Source organism: Pectobacterium sp. F1-1 (assembly GCF_025643735.1).
Classification (GTDB): Bacteria; Pseudomonadota; Gammaproteobacteria; order Enterobacterales; family Enterobacteriaceae; genus Pectobacterium; species Pectobacterium colocasium.
This window is the reverse complement of record NZ_CP104733.1, coordinates 2,154,048-2,172,209: the sequence shown is the minus strand read 5'-3', so window position 1 is coordinate 2,172,209 and position 18,162 is coordinate 2,154,048. Positions and strand designations below refer to the sequence as shown.

Below are 18,162 nucleotides of genomic sequence, written 5' to 3'. Positions count from 1 at the left end.
AAATGTGATCCGGATTCCACTTTTTAGTCTGTTAGCCGCGTGTACCGTGCGGAATTATGAAAGCCAGCGGACGCTGGCCTTTAAGAAAGACATACCACAACCGCTATCCGTCTATTTACTACCTTAAACGTCTATGGGTTTATTCAATTTCAGTAGCTGAGTAAATTCCTCCGCAGGCATCGGATGCCCAAACAGGTATCCCTGCGCTTCCTCACACCCTTTACCCCGCAGTCGTTCGCTCTGTTCTAATGTTTCTACCCCCTCTGCAATCACGCCCAGGCCAAAACTTTTCCCGAGATACAGGATCGCCCGGACAATCGCCGCGTCCGGAGGAGATTCACACATGGTTCTGACAAAAGTCTGATCGATCTTCAACCGAGTCACCGGGTAATTTTTCAGCATACTCAGCGACGCGTAGCCCGTTCCATAGTCGTCAAAAGCAATACCGATCCCCGCTTCGCGCAGCGCCTTCAGCGGTTGCAGCATGTTTTCATCGTAACGCAGGATGATATTTTCCGTGATTTCCAGCTCCAGCGAGCTTGGCTGCAATCCTGTACGCGCAAGAATATCCATAATCTTCTGCGCCAACATACCGGTACGAAACTGTGCGCTGAAAAGATTAATGCTGATGCGAAAATAGCTGTCGTTTTCCCGACACCATTCCGCCGCCTGCCGACATGCCGTTTCGACGATCCAATCACCGACTCGCTCAGCCCACGGGCCATTTTCTAATGCGGTAAGAAAGGCAGCAGGACCAAGTAACCCTCTTTCCGGGTGACGCCAGCGCAGCAGCGCTTCTGCACCAACGATCTCATTTGTCGCCAGTTTTACCTGTGGCTGGTAGAACATCTCAAATTCATTCTGCTCATAAGCGCGCACAAATTCTAACTGGAAGGCATGCTTAGCCTGAAAGACCTCAAGCAGCTCGCGCGTAAAAAAGCGGTAGCAGTTTCGACCTTCAGACTTCGCCTGATACAGTGCTAAATCCGCGCTGGTCAAAAGATCCTGCACAGTCAGGCCATATTCTGGGTACAGCACCGCCCCAATGCTGGCGCTAATATTGATTTGATGATCGTCAATAATCATCGCCTGCGAAATTTCATGGATAATTTGCTCAGCAATTTTCCCCGCGACTTTTTTATCATTCAGGCCGGGAAACAACAGCGCAAACTCATCTCCACCCATGCGTGCCACAACATCACCGGAGCGAACCGTGGCTTTTATTTTTTTAGCGACGTGCACCAGAATATTGTCGCCGCTGGAGTGCCCCAGACTGTCATTCACATCTTTAAACCCGTCCAGATCGACCATCATGATACAGACCGCGGGTTCATTCTTTAGCGCCGTTTCCAGATTGGATGTCAGCAGTGTGCGGTTTGCCAATCCAGTAAGCGGATCCAGATGCGCCAGCAAAAACAGGCGTTCTTCATTGCGCCGCCGCTCTGTAATGTCGCGCAATATTGCGCCATAGCTAACATTGTTGTTGTCTTCCCACATCGAAACTGACAGTTCGACCGGAACCAGGCTACCGCTTTTGGCTTGCACGTTCAGCTCCAGCGTCACGCCTTTCATCAGCGAATCACGATCGGCAACCAAGTGATTAAGCTGTACAACAAAGGCATCGGGTACAATGGTATTAATACTGCGGCCAATGATTTCCTCATCAGTGTATTCCAGCATATGCTCCGCGGCAGTATTCCAGAAGGTAATCATCCCCTTCTCATTAACGCACAGAATGGTATCAGGCGAGGTATTGGCAATATTTTCAAAACGAACCTGACTGGCTTTACGCGCCAGCTCCAAACGCCGCATTTCCAGCTTATCCATCACTAATGAAGCCAGATCCTGCAAATTGTGCTCGTCACGTTTGCTGAATGTCGCTCTGGGTTTCAAATCGATAATACATAAGGTACCAATGGCATGCCCGGACGGCGTAATTAAGGGAATACCGGCATAAAAACGAATGTAGGGAACCCCCACAACCAGAGGATTATTTTTAAAACGCGCATCCTTGAGTGCATCAGGCACTACCATGATTTTTTTCTTCAGGATCGTATGCGCGCAAAAAGAGATATCACGAGGGGTTTCGCAAAAAGGAACCCCCAAGCTGGCAGCAAACAGTTGGCGCTCAGCCTCCACCAACGACACCAAAACGATAGGTACGCTAAAGATGTTAGCGGCCAGACTAATCAGGTTACTCAAACTCGGGTCAAATAATACGTTCTTAATTCCATACTCACGAAGAGCAGCAAGACGTTTGTCTTCATCTTTGCTTACCGGGGCACGGCTCATGGGTTCCCCCCTCCCATCGTATTTAATGTTCAGATTAGACAAAAATTTAGCTATAAATCCAAAATGTTGCAGCAATGAGCACGATAAGAACAGCGGGCCAGCGTTATCAAACCAAAGCCCTTCTCTTGCCTAGAATCACGACACATGGTGGCTGAGTGTTGAGTATGGCAAAAGATCAAGACTCTATCATCCCTTCAAATCATTAATAATAACAAGTGGAAGTATCAATTAAATAACTTTGCCAAATAGTAGATCACTTGAAGGGAACTCAGTCCGAGTTATGCGATCTGATCAATCGCCAAATCAAAACAAATCACCAACCGGACTGAGCGATGCCGATCATAGCAGCAATCCCTGATGAAGAACGACGACTAATGCGTAAAGAAGCCCAACAGACACATGATAAAAATTACTCCAGACGACTCATCGCCATACTGATGCTGCATCGGGGAATGACTGTCACCGACGTTGCCAGACTGCTTTGTGCGGCCCGCTCATCGGTTGGAAGATGGATAAATTGGTTTACTTTACATGGTGTTGAAGGTCTAAAGAGCCTCAAAGCCGGACGAGCACCGCGCTGGCCAGTCGCTGATATCCTGCATATGCTACCGCTTCTTATTAAACGCTCTCCTCAGGATTTTGGCTGGCTGCGCTCCCGCTGGAGTACCGAGTTGTTGGCACTTATCATTAACCGGCTTTTTAACGTGACGCTTCATCCTTCCACGTTACATCGCTATCTGAGACGAGCGGGTATTGTCTGGCGCAGAGCCGCGCCAACACTGAAAATCAAAGACCCGCATTATGAGGAAAAGCGACTCGCCATCGAACAGGCCGTCTCCCAGAAGCAGACGAACCATCCGGTATTTTATCAGGATGAAGTAGATATCGACCTGAACCCGAAAATCGGTGCAGACTGGATGCTCAAAGGGCAACAGAAACGTATTACTACGCCGGGACAGAACCAAAAGTATTATCTGGCAGGGGCACTGCATTCGGATACGGGACGAGTCCATTACGTTGGCGGCAGTAAAAAGTGTTCTGATTTATTTATCAATCTGTTAGAGACATTACGGCGGACATATCGGCGAGCGAAAACCATTACGCTGGTCGTTGATAATTACATCATTCATAAAAGCCACAAGGTGAAAAAGTGGCTGGAAAAAAATACGAAGTTCCGGTTGTTGTTCCTGCCCACGTATTCGCCGTGGCTAAATCCAATCGAGTTGCTGTGGTTGTCGTTACACGAAACGATAACGCGTAACCATCAGTGCCGGTATATGTGGCAGTTACTGGAACAGGTAAAATTATTTATGAATGCCGCTTCACCGTTCCCCGGCAATCAGCATGGTCTGGCTAAAGTGGAGCGGTATTAGGCGAAGTCATTTAAGATGATAGGTGAAAAGCGAAATAGAAAGATAGCGACGCACTCACAACGTTGCAGGATGGAAGCAAAAAAGAAAGGGGGGACGGTTGGTATATTCAAACTTTCACGACTGGATAACGAAACATATTATCAAGTTATTAACAGAATATAACCAACCGGGAAATCATCAGGCAGGAAAATAGGTTATGGAATGCTCAGGCGTGTCGTTTTTTGCTCGGATGACGACATCCCAAATCCCGGTATAAGGCACCGTTAAATACACTTCGCCTTCCGCATGACGACAAATAGAATCCTGCGTAGCACTATTCTCTTCAGCCAATGCTTCCTGTTCACCATTGCTCATTTGCACTTCAAATGTATTTGCACACCGAACTATTACCGTATCACCACCAAACAGACTTAAACACGTGCGAATTACAGACATACATCCTCCGCGACACGCAGTCATGCGCATGCTTAATGAAACGAATTTATTGGTTATATTTCCCACAACGGGATTTCCATAAAAGCAAAATGCATACCGTCGGATTGTGATTTAGATCAAGTGACACACACGTTTAGAGTAAATCAGGGGGTGGAATAAGATGATACTATGACCGCCTGATACTTATTAGGATTTTTGATAGTCGAGCAATCGCACTTCTGTATGCCGACGTTATCTCACCTATTCAAATGGGCTTGCCGCTATAGATAACAACTTAAATCGTTTTCAAAGTTGTATTCATGCGTGTTTTTTGCGCACAGCAAGGAAAGATAACGGGAGCTTTTTTTAAACAAGATTAATACGCGCTTGATAAGTGACAACCTAAGTTGTACATTGAACGGATGAAAACGACACTTGCAGAACGATTAAAGACCGCCAGAATCGCACAGGGGCTTAGCCAAAAAGCGCTTGGCGACATGATTGGCGTATCTCAGGCCGCCATACAGAAGATCGAGGTGGGGAAAGCGTCGCAGACAACCAAAATTGTTGAGCTTTCCAATGCACTACATGTTCGCCCTGAATGGTTGGCAAACGGCGAAGACCCAATGCGTAGCGACGGGGTGACTAGACCTGTCCAGGAATCGAGCATTCCGCCAAAATCAGAATGGGGCACCGTATCAGCTTGGGACAGCACGACAGAATTATCAGAGGACGAGGTGGAAGTGCCCTTTTTAAAGGATATTGAGTTTGCCTGCGGCGACGGACGCGTTCAGAGCGAGGATTACAACGGCTTTAAGCTCCGTTTTTCTAAAGCTACGCTGCGTAAGGTTGGCGCAAATACGGACGGTTCAGGGGTACTTTGTTTCCCGGCAGCGGGCGACAGTATGGAACCCATCATCCCTGATGGAACCACCGTCGCGGTTGATACCAACAACAAGCGCATCATTGATGGAAAGCTCTACGCCATCGCTCAGGAAGGTGGCGGTAACGATAAGCTCAAGCGAATCAAGCAGCTTTACCGCAAACCAGGCGGCCTTCTCGTCATCCATAGCTTTAATCGCGAGGCTGACGAAGAAGCGTACGAATCAGAAGTCGAGATCATTGGCCGCGTGTTCTGGTATTCGGTTCTGCTGTAGTCCCGATACTGGCGATATCCCGGCCATAGCCGTCTTCATCAAAACCGGTGGGCCGATACGGACACCGTTTTTGTGTTGGTGTTGCTGTTCGCCACGTTACGAATAAACCCTGCGTCGCTAAAAAACGTTTACCCTCGCCCAAATAACCTTACCCACGCGCCACAGTTTTATACAATCACCATGCTATTGTTTCATCAACCCTTGTTGATGTTGTGTTATTCATCCTGTCTATGTGTTCCTTTCCCGCCCTATGGCGGGATTTTTTTGCCCTTCATCTGGCCTCTTCTGCGCGCCGCCCCGCTGGTTGTCATTTCTTTTTACAACCAAAAACAACCCAAATTAAAACTAAAGATGTTGACACAAAAACAACTATAGTTTTAAATAGACCCATGACAGCAGAGCAATCTCTGCAAAGGTAACAACCCAGTTTTCACGTCAGTAACAACACTCATGCATAACAATAAGGTGATTTATGACTGAACCACAATTTCGCAGTAAAGGTCCTGAGCTTCTGGTCGAACTTTCTCAACACGTGGCCGATACGGTCAAAAACGTCACCGAGCTCGATCCGCAAACAGCCGAGTTAGTCGGTAATGCCGTTGCCAAACATATGATGACCGTATGGGGCGGACAAAACGTTTATTTCCCAATGGGGATATCCTGGCGCGCTTCTCAACGCGATCTTCAAATCTATGAAGAATTTGACGGACGCAATCACAGCGCGTTGGCTAAAAAATATAATGTCTCGCTGCAATGGATTTATAAAATTGTCAGAACAATGCGAAAAGAGGAGTTACAGGCAAAGCAACACTCTCAGGCATAATGCCAAAAGTCATAAATTAACAACCAGGTGGTAATTAAAGGAACAGACTAAAAATAGATAATTGACTAACAGCGATAACCTCTGATTTTAATAACATATAACTTAAATCATTCGAGTTGTGGAAAATGCAGCAAGGCATTCCTCTACGCTGACGCCGACCAACGCACGCCGTTTGAAGTATGATAGAGAAAATAAAAGATAATACCATCTGGCAATTAATAGAATGGGTACGCTTTTGTACCCATTATTTTTATATCGCTAAGGCTTTATTTTTAGACATCGCTCTTCAGTACACTATCCCCGATGCGATGAATACCGCGTTATCTCCCCTTCTCTTATTTAAATCGCCCTGCTAAAAAAACAAAAACATGCATTTACAATGCACAAATCGATTTTTGACCGCTAAGGGCATGATAACGTTGCCCCACGATCCCTTCGGTACGTTGAAAGCGCCGAATGAAAAAATAAATGGGAGACATTGAGAGCAATGAGTGAGAAAGCAAGAAAGCGGTGGCAACGGCGTCCCGGCACCACCGGAGGCAAACTTCCCTGGAACGACTGGCGCAATGCTCTGAGCTGGCGCAGAGCAACACAAATTCTGCTATTGGCGCTCAACATTTATATCGGCATCACCTTCTATTTTTGGGTACGCTACTTTGAAACTGGCGGTACGAGTCTTTATATGCCGAGACCGGGTGGTATCGAAGGCTGGCTGCCCATTGCCGGATTGATGAACGCAAAGTTCACATGGGAAACCGGCAATTTTCCCCCTATCCACCTTGCGTCAATGCTATTACTTGCCGCATTTATTCTTATTAGCCTGTTGCTCAAGAAATCGTTCTGTTCCTGGCTGTGTCCTATCGGCACGATTTTCGAATGGGTAGGTGCATTGGGGGGGAAAATATTGGGTCGACATTTCATTCTTCCGAAGTGGCAGGATATTCCACTGCGCAGCCTGAAATATCTGTTATTAGGCTTTTTCCTCTATATCGCCTTATCAATGCCGGCACAGAGTATTTATATGTTCCTGATGTCGCCCTACGGCCTGATCGCCGACGTTAAAATGCTCGGCTTCTTTCGCAATATCGGCACCATCACGCTGGTTTGCGTGTTTCTCTTCACGTTCGCCAGTCTGTTTGTCCGTCATTTCTGGTGTCGTTACCTCTGTCCTTACGGTGCACTCATGGGGGTCTTTTCGTTGCTGTCCCCCTTCAAGATCCGTCGCAACGCCACCAGCTGTATCGACTGCGGCAAGTGCGCCAAAGCCTGCCCGTCTAACATCCCAGTGGACAAGCTGATTCAGGTGAGAACGGCGGAATGTACGGCCTGCATGACCTGCGTCGAATCCTGCCCGGTGGCCTCAACGCTTCATTTCTCCCTGACGAAACCTTCAGGCTCGCAGGCAAAAGTCAGCAAAACAACCAAACCACTATGGCGACAAACTGCGTTGTCCGGTATTGCGATGACGATACTGGTACTCTGCATTCTTTTTGGCATGATCGGCTTTGCGATGTACATCGGTGGCTGGAACAGCCCGATTCCCGACCACATGTACTTCAGACTGATTCCCGGTTCACAAAGCATTGGTCACCCATAAAGAAAAAGGGGCCAAATTGGCCCCTGATACTCATCTGCACTGAATAGCAGATTACATATTGTCGATGATGTCTTGCGCAAACTCGCTACATTTCCGTAGCTTAGCGCCTTCCATCAGACGTTCGAAATCGTAAGTCACGGTCTTGTTCTTGATCGCGCCTTCAACGCCCTTAACAATCAGGTCAGCCGCTTCGAACCATTGCAGGTGACGCAGCAGTAGATTGAAGGAAAAACCACAACACAATGAATTATATAAAGAAAAATAGAAAATAGCGCATTAAACAGCATCGTTTTCATTAAGATAAATATCGATAGAAAACAGTGAGCTACTTTGTATTTTACTGAATACCTTCCCCCATAAATTGCCTGCAATTTCACCTCTTAACAAATTTAACGGACTAATAACATGTCATCTGTCGCCTTCATTCTGTGCCTAATTCTAGCGGCCGTTATGGTGCTGGTACATCCAGCGCTCTCAGCGCCGTTTATCATTGGCGCGTGCCTAATCACAAGTAAATCCCGTATGCATCTGGATAGCACTATCAGCATCATTATCGGTATCGTTGGTTTTCTCTTTTTTCTGACCTTTATCATATGCATTCGCAACTGGTTGAAATAGAATGCTAACCAGCGTTGAACAGCGCATAGGATCAATAAATAATTAGCATGGAAATAGTTTATGAGGAAATATCTCTGCTTGTTTGTATTGCCTTTACTAACCACAGCCTGCACCCCTCAAAATCCCGCCACATGCTGGGGAAAGATAGAAATTGGTCGACACATCTACGATCAGCCAATTTATAAGCAAAGGGACGGTTTCTATATGAAGGAATATTTAGTCGGTGATGCCTTCAAATATACATGGGTTGAGAAGAATAAATTCAAAGACCTATCCGACTGCAAAGATAAGTTTAAGTAAGAAAAGATAATAAGGATCAGCCAAGGCTATAGCCCTGGCTGAAATAGAACACTTATTTGTCAAAGTATGGGTTAACTCGCTTCACCGTCTGCTGAACCAGCATATTCCGTTTCGCCATAAGGCGATCAATACGCTCCCGTTTCTGGTCTGCCGTTAAAATACGATCAATCCTGGTTAACTCAATTTGGTCATTAAGCTGCTTCACCTGCTTTTGTGTCGCCGTGAACGCTTTGCGCTGTGATAGTTTCTCGCGGTTATCCTGCAACAGCTCATTAGCTTCATCCTGACGGCCCTGTTTGCGATAGGAGTTTATCGTGCTGTTTATCTGGTTGGCTTCCGTCATCATGCGGTAGAAGTCCTCAGTAAACTGAGTAGACTTCGCCGGATCGGCACCACGGGCAAACGCTTTAATGACAGGCATTTCATCCAGCCGCAGCGACGGCGATGTGCCGCTATCCCCCATGTTACGCATGATGATATTCGTCGCCCCCAGAATGTACGAACCCAGCGTGCCGGTGTACCCAGTGATGATGTGATCTAACATCTTAGGAGAAAGGTTCGCCGCCCCACCGATTTCACGCATCAACAAGCTGGTTTGATCGTTATAACGCGCTCCGGCAATCACATTATCATCAGCCATGTTTTCAATCGGCCCACCTCTGAAGAAATCGTAATTAACGAATGTTTCCAGAATGGGTCGCGTTACCTGCGGAATAGGATTGAAGGCCATTGTCTCGAAGAAGTTATGCGCAACAACTTTACCAAATTTCCCTGGGGTATCTTCACCCCCCAATGCACGAACAAAACGCTCTGGCAACGTGCCGAACATCAGGCCGATTTCAAACGGTTTCGGGAAGCGAACATGCTGATCGCCAATCCATGCGTGCCAATAGGCGTCTTTATCCCAATCAGGTAGCTCCTCATAGCGATCATCGTCCCAGTTCAACGCCAGCAGCGCCAGCGATAGACCCGCAATGTAACCTCCCCGTTTCAGAACTTCGCGGGGATCCTCTTTAATTGCGCGGCCAAGTTTGCTCATGCCCTGCAAGCGGGCATTGAAGAATGGCACCATATCAGACAGCGCGATTACCAGGCCGCTGGAGCCTTGCATGCTGAAGTCCATCAGATCGCGAGATTCAAAGGCAGCCTGTGCCTTGCTCTTTCCTGCTTTTAGCGCCGCATCGTAAGTCGCGATTCGGTTAGCGTTCTCCGCCCCTTCACTGACTTTCTGGTATTTCTCCAAACCAGCGCCGATTTTGTCCATCACCTCTTTGCTATTACGCACAATCGATGATTCAAATTCACGGATTTGGCTATCGTTATAACCTTTACGGCGCAGCACCTTACGAATACTGGAAGCTGTAGCCGCTGGATCGTAAACATTGGAGTAGCCACCACCAAACGTAGCGCCAGCAAACATCATATCCACCAGCGTATCATCTGTGCGCATGGCTTTCTTCAGCCCCTGCCATGAAGAAATTGCGGGTTTAAACCCATCCTTATTTATCGCCCATGAATGGATGGCATCACGCATAAAGTTACGGATGATGAAGTCTGGCATCGATGTGGTGCCGATCGTTAACACGCGCTTGGCCTGTCGCGCAGCTCGCATGAACAGAGAGTTACTACGCTCCAAGTCGATCATCGTGAAGGCACGGTAGAGATCGGGATCGTTAACTTGAACCAAGTGTTCTTGTCCATCCATATAGACCTTAACCACATTCTTCCCGATGCGCTGATAGTCCATTTTATTCGGGCTATCAATGGCCTCCAACATGTCGGTATCAGCCAGATTCGTGACAGAACGGCGCATAGCCTCATTCTTCATCGACGCATCAACCGACTTAGCAACGTAGTTGAACAGGTTTTCAATCGGGTCTTTAATGGTGAGTTCAGAGCCCTTCAGCTTACGGATTGTGCTGCTCTGATTGGCAATGCCGCGTGTTGTCCACGGGCCGTGTGTTTCGCCGCTTTCTGCTTCACGATAGTAAGGCAGATACCAGGCATCCTCCCATATCGCTCGACTCTCAGGATCAATCAGCCCCATATCCTGCTGTAGGTCGATGATGGACTTGATGAACGCATCGTATTTTGCCTTCTGCTCCGCAAACAGTTTTTCATTGCCACGATTCAGAGACTTCATGTAAGCAATTTCATCAACGGTAAAGTTATTTTCCTTACCCTCTGCCATCAGGCGCTCAGAGCGGTGACCGGCGATCCACTTGAGAAAGTTTTCACGGTGGTTACCTAGCCCGTCCAGAACCCCCATTAAGGAATCCGCTTTACCCGTGCCAGCAATCCGCTCAGTGATTCCCTCATTTTTGTTATAGCGAACCAGACCATGCTCCAGAACCGCCGCCGTCACCGAACCAGAACCCGCCGACATGCGCGCAGCGGTGTAGCCGGAAACCATCGCATCAGATTTACCTGCCGCATCTTCTGCGTATTTTAACGGCGCCAGACCGTCAAAGGTCTTCGTGTTCAGTTTGCGGAAGGTTTCTTGCCACCACTGCTTCAGCTCCGTCCGATCTTTATCGGCTGCCATCTGATAGAAGTTTTTGGCTTTATCAAACCAGCCTTTTTCGACGTTGAAGCCCATTTTACGGCTGGTTTCGGCGTCCATTGCTGGATTGGCAGAGCGGGAGTACAGCGTCTTGTTCTTGCGGATATCAGCGGAAGAGAGTATATTTTTACTTGATTCTGCGGGGTCGCCCTCCTTGGGCAATTGAAGCCCCTGTGAGTATCGGCGACTGGCAGAGTCTAAACCCTGGTTAGTGCTCTCCCCGGACAATTGGAGTCCGGCTGAATGAGGCTGATTAGGGTTTTCTTTTGCCCGCCGATATAGCACCAGCCCAGCATCCTCCATCCCTTGTACTTTCGACATTCCGCCTACCGTGCCATAAACTGAAGCGATTTTGTTAATTTCCATGTTCTGCTTTCTGGCATTCATATGCACCGCTGACACCACCGGATTCCCATTTGTATCTTGCGCCTCAAGTAAAATCACTACGGCATCGTTTTGGGTAGACGAACGGTATACAGCAAGTGGGTCATGCATTAATTCAGGCAATTGCTCGATCACCGATAAAGGCACATCATGCTTCACCCCATTGGTGGCTTTGCGCACGGTATCACGGTTAATAAACATATCCAGATTAGGCGCACCCAGCGCCCTTAACACTGGTGGTGTTCTGCCTAATTTCACCGACACATCACCGGACTTCAACGACCGCATAGCCCGATCAAGATCGGCACGGTACTGCTCAGCCTCCTGCGGCAATGGCTTTAGCGGGCCAACATCATCTGCTTTTGAATACAGCGCATCAGTACGCGAGAAGGTGTTATCGAACTCACGGGTGCCTGGTTGCTCATTGGCATACATCGCCGTTTTCTGGAAGCGGCCGGTAATGGTGCGCAGAATGTTGCGGATCTCTGCTGGCGTGATATCCATAGGGTTAAGCACGCCCGCTTTACGCAGTGCGTTGGTCAGCAGCGTAACAAAGCGATCCCACACACCGCCCAGCTTCGTTAGCTCGGTACGCTCTGCCATATGCGCCAAGAATTCATTCGCCTGTGTTTCTAACGACTCCTGCCCGTAGGATTGCTCGACTTGTCGCCAGACATCCTGAATGGTTTTATTCTGGCTGTCCCGCGTCTGGTGTATCACACGCATGATGCGGTCATATTCCACATCGCCGATCACTGAAGCTAAGCCATGGTGCGCAATCACTTCATGCCGCAACTTGGCACGCAGTTCACGGGCGTTGGCGATGTTATCGGCGATGACAATCACACGACTCAACTCTGGCTGGTAAATGGCATGAACTGTGCCGAATTCCGCAGGAATGCCGTTAGGCATCATCGCGGCAGCTTCGGCCTGTGTCTGCACCGCCTTCACCTTAATTTTGGCAGCACCGTTCAGATGGGAAACAAAGCCATCCGCCGCAAGCTGTACACGGTCGCGCAACATGCCGGCTTCTGGTTTGCTACCATCACGGCTAAAGCTACCATCGTGAATGATGTTGCCGCCGCCGATATCAGAACCAGAAACAGAAACGCCCCCAGATTTGGAGGCGTTTTGCGGTGACTGGCTATCTCGTCGGAATTGATCTTGATCGGTCTTGGGGAATATTTGCTGCTGACGGCGACCGCTGCGAATACCGTCAGCCACTGCGTCAACGGCGTCGTAAAGCTCGCTAATTTTCATTGGTCCTTTGACCAAACCACTACGGCGTAGTGCCATCTGGAAAGCGTGTAAAACAGAAGCTGGGATGATACGGCGACGGGTGCGAGCACCACGCTCACCGCGCTCCAGTTCCGCTGCATGAGCGAAAACTTCTTCAGCCTGATAGGACTCTGACTTATCGCTGTAGTTCTGCTTTACTCGTTCCCAGATGGTTTTGAATTTGGGGTCGCTCTGCGTTTTGAGAATCGCATCAAGAACCAGTCTTTTATCTGCTGGCTTAAAGGTGTTGATCCCAAAGTGGCCAAGGCTTTCGTGACGGAGTGTTCTTCGTCCATCGCTCTCGTTACGAATGCTGGCAGCGTTAAGTACGATCCTTCCTTCTCCGGCGGCATGATACGCACCTTGGATTCTACCGATGTTTTCCTGTGTCGCTTGTGGGCCATATGCGTCTTCCTGTCGGGCAAACACTCGAATCTCTAATGGAATATTGCCATTGTACTCACGCTGAAAATCTTCGGCAATGCGCCGCACCTCAGCAACGGTAAGCCCATCAGGGCGATTAACCTGCCGCGAATAATACAGGTTTGATTTTTGGTTAGTACCTCGTTTGCCCATCAGATGAGCGGCAAAATCATGCTCCGTTTTTGTCACGTTATAGAGATCGCCATCATCAGAAACAATCCGGTATAAGGTCTTGCTCCTCCCACTACCAGATGTTCTCTGTGTGGTTTCTGGGTGCCAGCCCCGCTCAATCATCTGTTGAACAGATTCAGCTCTCGTCACTGGTCGATCAAACTCAGCGTAGTGAATCATTTCCTGTAACGTTTTATCAGCTCTCCCGCGCTGCATAGGGCTGAAATTCTGAGCATTAAGAAATTCATCAATTGGAGCCCGCTTCACTGCCTCAGCCGCATCTTTCTCTTTACGTTCCGCTTCATGCTTGGAGCGGGATATTGTATTGCTTTCATCCCGATCAGCCAGTCGGTCAGCGTAAGATACCGCCTCCGCACGGGTATCAAAAAGTTTCGGTGCCATCTTGATTGGACTATTGGGCTGTGCCTGAACCGCCCAAGCCTTTACCTTCTCGCCAGTGTCGCGTCGCGTTGCATCAACGGGGAATAATGGATAGCCGCGATGCTCAGTATGGGTGCGAATGCGTTCCAGTGCTGCATTAAGCCGAGCAAGATCACCGATACCACCACCCACCGGACTATCGCCAGCAAGCTCGCCTTTGATTCCATCAACCTGTGTTGCACTTAGGCCAATCCGTCCTCCATCTTCGGTTGTCAATATGGCAGCTCCAGGTACATCACGATCCATCGTCACAGTAATAACTTCACCAGAAGGAAGTGTGATAGTGTCTTTTTCTCGTTCTGATGGCAGCCGCACCGCATAACCACCATCAACCTTTTCTACTGTAGCCCCTGGCATCTTGCCCCATTTGGAGTGCTTAGCGACATGTTCATTGCTGAATGGGCGATCGCGCTGGTAAAATTTCAGCTCCCCCACAGGCTCCCCGCGCGCATACGCCTCCGTTTGTGCATCGATGGGCACACCAGCAACACGGTGGCGCTGATCGGGCAATGCCGCCTGATCGTTAACGCCCATGGCATCACTGAACTGGCGTACTTGTCGCTGAATGCGAGTTTGCCCTTCGGTAAACTGCGGAGGCTGCGCCGTCTGGCCCTCATCAATAGTCGGCGCACTAGAGAAAATAATATTTTTATCTTCAATTGCACTGGTTGGCACTGCTTCACCGTCATACGTTTGATTAGCACGACCAACCTCATTCATAGCCCGGGAGCGTTCGGCGGGGATGAATTCTTGCCCGCGCACCTGCTTTCCTGCATCAAACTGCGGCCCTGTTCCGACCTGAGCATCGTCACCCATGGGTGGACGAACTTCTCCTGGCATGGCAATCACAGAGGTTTGACCTGGTGCAGGAAGGCGTGGACGACGTGCAGCGATAATTCGTTCAGCCTGTTCCAGTGCCTCCAGTTCTTGCGGTGAATAGCCCTGATCGCCCTGTTCAATCTGCTGGCGAATGAGTTGCTCAGCGGTAGGAGAGTCAGGTTGTTCAGCAAGCGCACGCTGCACGTCACTGTCTTCAGCAAATCCCTGAATACGTGGATCTTCCCTAAGATAGGCTGGTGTATCGCGGAATTCATCAATACGACTCTGTGGCGTACCAACGACATTTTCAGGGTTGAGCTGTGAATTATCTACTCCCTGAGTAACAGAAATCACGGGGCCGCCATCACGCCATTCACCTGTATAGCCAGAAGGTGGTGAATCCTCGCCCATTTTCACGACGGGAATAGATGAACCGTTACCTTCAGCGGATAGCTGTCCAGATGCCTGCCACTCCGGCACATCGACCTGCGTAGCCTGCGGCTGATCACCTGTAAGATCTCCTGCCGTTGGTTCGGGATTGGATTGCTTATCTGCCTGTCGCCCGCGAACACCACCGACGGCACCGATGGCGCCCCCCATCCCAGCGCCGACAACCGCATTATTTGCACCGGTTTTCAACACATCTTTCATCGGGTCGATTTTTTGCCCCGCGGTGTCGATCAACTGTTCATTCTGCACATAACGTTGCCCAGCCCCCTGAGCAAATTCGGTTGCACCTTCTGACACGGCTCCTGTCGTCATACCAGATAGCACCCCAGAAGCCGCGCCTTTACGTGTTAGCAGTTTCAGCAACGTGTGATCGCCCAGAGTTGACGCGGCAATATTGACTGCCAGTAAGCGGGGATCTGCGGTTACAGCACTTGCCGCCTGATCAGCTACCTGAGTACGTGCCAGCTCCAGTTTTTGAGTATCGGACAAACGGGCATTGTCTGGATTGGAGTCAATTGAGCTGAATGCAGACTGAAACGTAGAGCTTTCCATCAACTCATTGAATGACAGGCTGTTGATTTGCTCACGCATATCGATACCGCCCTGACCTTGCGCTGAGCCAGACATTGCGCCGACAAATGTCGTTTTACCGGCGACCGCTGCGGCACGATCTGCGGTTTCTTTCGCAAGCTGACGGGCAGCCTCTTCAGGCATTGACTTGCTGAGCCGGTTAAATGTCGCACGCTCTGCCATTTCACGCGCAGCACCTGCGCCCAGCTTTGATACACCACCAGCCGTTAATAGTTGAGCAATCGTTGGGACAGCATTGATTAACCAGGCATCCTTATCGAAAAGCCCTTCCCCAACACTGACACCAGTAATATCCCCATCCTGATTATGCTCGAAATTGACAAAATCTAGCGAAGCCGCTTTCTTCGCCCCGTCGCTGTAACTATCCTTAATACGCTGGGATGCAGCACCAGCAAGATCACCTGCACCTTCAAGAATGAAATTGCCAGCACGCGACACCGGATTTCCAGCATTCTGACGCATAACGTCCATCATTTGGCTATCAATGCCTAGCGGATTGGCGGCATCACCTGCGGTGTCTGCTTTTTTTTCATCAAGAATCTGGTTACCAGATTTAAATAACTGACCAACGCCAGCAACCATGTCTAACGCGCCAGCGCCTACGGCTTTAACGTAATCCCCCATTGTTGCTTCTGGCTCAACAACGGGCTTATTCCAGTTTTCAGCCGAAAAGAACTGACGATCAAAATCGGATGGTTCACCCGGCTGCTGAATGTTGAGAGATTGGCGGTTCTTATTCGCTACTTGTTGTTCGGGGCGCTGCTGCTGAGGATCGTAAGCCATTGCGGACTCCAAAATTTTGGCAAAAAAAAGGTTCATCGCGCTTTACCGGGGAACGCTGCTTTAATTTTCAGGAAGAAGTAGTCGTTATCCCGGTATCCATAAGCCATTCGCTTTAGTACCTTGATTTTGTTATTCATCCCCTCCAGCACACTCGTATTCAGACGATGTTCAGCACTGGCGATTATCCCGCTCACGTAGCCCTTGAGCTTATCTGCGAACTGCTGCAGCGCTTTTATATCGCTCTCCTGAGACTGCCTGTACCATTCATCCCAGCGATGCCGGGCCACCTCCTTATCCGGCGCATACCACAGCTCTTTCAGCGCAGTTTTCATCACGTACACGGTGTTCAGCGGCTGGTTGGCCTCCAGCAACTCTGCCAGCTTTACATCATGACCTGCTGGCAGATTTTCAGCGTTACGCAGCAACAGCCAGCGGCTGCGCTTGATAACCTTCCGGGCTTTCGCGTTGTCACGTAGCTGATTCGCCTGGTCAACCCGCACCCTGTCGATGACCTCGCGACCGAACTTCGCCACCACGTGGAACAAGTCATAGACCACTTCCGCCTGTGGGCATTGCTCCCTGACTTCAAGGTCCAGCGCCGTGTTCATGTCCATTGCGACAGACTCGATAGCCGCGCAGCCTTCCGGTCCCAGCCAGGTGAAGAACGGGCGGAAGGCCGCGCGGCTGCGACCTTCCCCGACCCACAGCACCTGCTGCGTATCAGCGTCCACGACCACAGTGGCATAGCGATGGCCTTTAAACAGGGCGAACTCATCCATTATCAGGCGGCGAAGTGTATGTCGCTCTGGCTCCTGCAATTCCCGACGCAAACGGCGGAGGTCGATATTCTTGATGGTGTGCCAGTGCAGGCCTGTCAGCTGTGCTACGTGCTTCACGGGGAGTAGACGGCTAAGAGACTCAACCCAGACTGATAATGTAGAGGTGTAACGCTGCCTCTCAGGCAACCAGGAGATACGTTCGGTGGCAACACCGCAGCAGGCGCAGCGAAGACGACGAACAGGAACCAGAAGGGTGACGCGCCAGTGCAGCAAATCCCGCTCACGAACCTGACGTACAGAGACATCATGAACGGCACAGTCTCTTCGGCCACATCGGCGGCACTGGGGTGCAAAACGGGGGTCTGGGCGAAGCGTAATAAGCAGCGCATCAGATGAGGAATGGGAAAAGGAGTCAACGGTAAAGCCTTCCCAGAAAAGGGAAGAGAGGTTAGCATTCATGGCAGACGGCGGTTGAGTGGTCGGTTAGTGTTTTGGCGAATACAAAACTAACCACTTTTACCGCCGTTTTCTATTGGTTCACGCTTAAGCGCGATGAACCAAAAAAAAGCCCCACCGAATTAACGGCGAGGCTTGGTATCTTTGGGGAATTTAGCGCGTTCTCATCAAAAATGACAGGCAAGAATTTTTTCTTAGGCTACGCTCTTGTTGCCGCTATTTCGCGGACTACACACATTCAAGGACTAGCTAATAATGAAGAAAGCAATTGCACTAATTTTTGTGATGTTAACTTTAGGTTCATCATTTCAGGTGATGGCTGGATCTGGCCGTTGTCAGCATGATTCTGATACCGCTGCTGACGGCTCACGCTGCGGTGGGCGATCTGCTGATTCTCGCCCTGGTGGCGGTGGCTATCGTTGATAATTTTTAGGCGCATTCGTGCGCCTA

Annotated in this window: 11 protein-coding genes; 6 read left to right on the top strand and 5 right to left on the bottom strand. The window is 49.5% G+C overall.

What is annotated here, in order from left to right:
* Window positions 1–123 precede the first annotated feature (123 nt).
* Window positions 124–2,292 carry an EAL domain-containing protein gene (locus tag NAL19_RS09555; RefSeq protein WP_263059532.1) on the bottom strand — a complete coding sequence of 723 codons (2,169 nt, stop codon included), beginning with the start codon at window positions 2,290–2,292 and terminating at the stop codon, window positions 124–126.
* Between the two features lie 332 nt (window positions 2,293–2,624).
* On the opposite strand from NAL19_RS09555, the gene NAL19_RS09550 reads away from it, so the two are divergent.
* A complete protein-coding gene (locus NAL19_RS09550) occupies window positions 2,625–3,665 on the top strand; it encodes an IS630 family transposase (RefSeq protein WP_263059531.1) in 1,041 nt (346 codons plus the stop codon).
* Window positions 3,666–3,842: 177 nt separating this feature from the next.
* On the opposite strand, the gene NAL19_RS09545 is transcribed toward NAL19_RS09550, so the two are convergent.
* Complete coding sequence (locus NAL19_RS09545; RefSeq protein ID WP_225087947.1) at window positions 3,843–4,100, bottom strand: hypothetical protein; 258 nt, start codon at window positions 4,098–4,100, stop codon at window positions 3,843–3,845.
* Window positions 4,101–4,501: 401 nt separating this feature from the next.
* On the opposite strand from NAL19_RS09545, the gene NAL19_RS09540 reads away from it, so the two are divergent.
* From NAL19_RS09540 to NAL19_RS09530, 3 genes are all read left to right on the top strand, one after another.
* Entirely contained in the window at window positions 4,502–5,236 is a 735-nt protein-coding gene (locus NAL19_RS09540; protein WP_225087946.1) for an XRE family transcriptional regulator, read from the top strand.
* A 472-nt stretch (window positions 5,237–5,708) separates the two neighbouring features.
* A complete protein-coding gene (locus NAL19_RS09535; protein ID WP_180776898.1) occupies window positions 5,709–6,059 on the top strand; it encodes a Mor transcription activator family protein in 351 nt (116 codons plus the stop codon).
* Window positions 6,060–6,546: 487 nt separating this feature from the next.
* On the top strand, window positions 6,547–7,656 hold the full coding sequence (locus NAL19_RS09530; RefSeq protein ID WP_263059530.1) for a 4Fe-4S binding protein: 1,110 nt from the start codon (window positions 6,547–6,549) through the stop codon (window positions 7,654–7,656).
* Window positions 7,657–7,707: 51 nt separating this feature from the next.
* Here the strand turns inward: NAL19_RS09530 and NAL19_RS09525 are convergent, their stop codons facing one another.
* From NAL19_RS09525 to NAL19_RS09515, 3 genes are all read right to left on the bottom strand, one after another.
* Entirely contained in the window at window positions 7,708–7,926 is a 219-nt protein-coding gene (locus NAL19_RS09525) for an isocitrate/isopropylmalate family dehydrogenase (RefSeq protein ID WP_263059694.1), read from the bottom strand.
* Between the two features lie 700 nt (window positions 7,927–8,626).
* Window positions 8,627–16,477, bottom strand: coding sequence for an LPD38 domain-containing protein (locus tag NAL19_RS09520; protein ID WP_263059529.1), 7,851 nt, complete (start codon window positions 16,475–16,477; stop codon window positions 8,627–8,629).
* A 32-nt stretch (window positions 16,478–16,509) separates the two neighbouring features.
* Entirely contained in the window at window positions 16,510–17,715 is a 1,206-nt protein-coding gene (locus NAL19_RS09515) for an ISL3 family transposase (RefSeq protein ID WP_225086319.1), read from the bottom strand.
* Between the two features lie 32 nt (window positions 17,716–17,747).
* On the opposite strand from NAL19_RS09515, the gene NAL19_RS09510 reads away from it, so the two are divergent.
* Together NAL19_RS09510 and NAL19_RS21685 are read left to right on the top strand one after the other, a co-directional pair.
* Window positions 17,748–18,056, top strand: a complete 309-nt coding sequence (locus NAL19_RS09510) for a hypothetical protein (protein ID WP_263059528.1) — start codon at window positions 17,748–17,750, stop codon at window positions 18,054–18,056.
* Entirely contained in the window at window positions 17,998–18,135 is a 138-nt protein-coding gene (locus tag NAL19_RS21685) for a transmembrane anchored protein (RefSeq protein ID WP_317630321.1), read from the top strand. The genes NAL19_RS09510 and NAL19_RS21685 overlap by 59 nt, the downstream gene beginning before the upstream one ends.
* Window positions 18,136–18,162 lie beyond the last annotated feature (27 nt).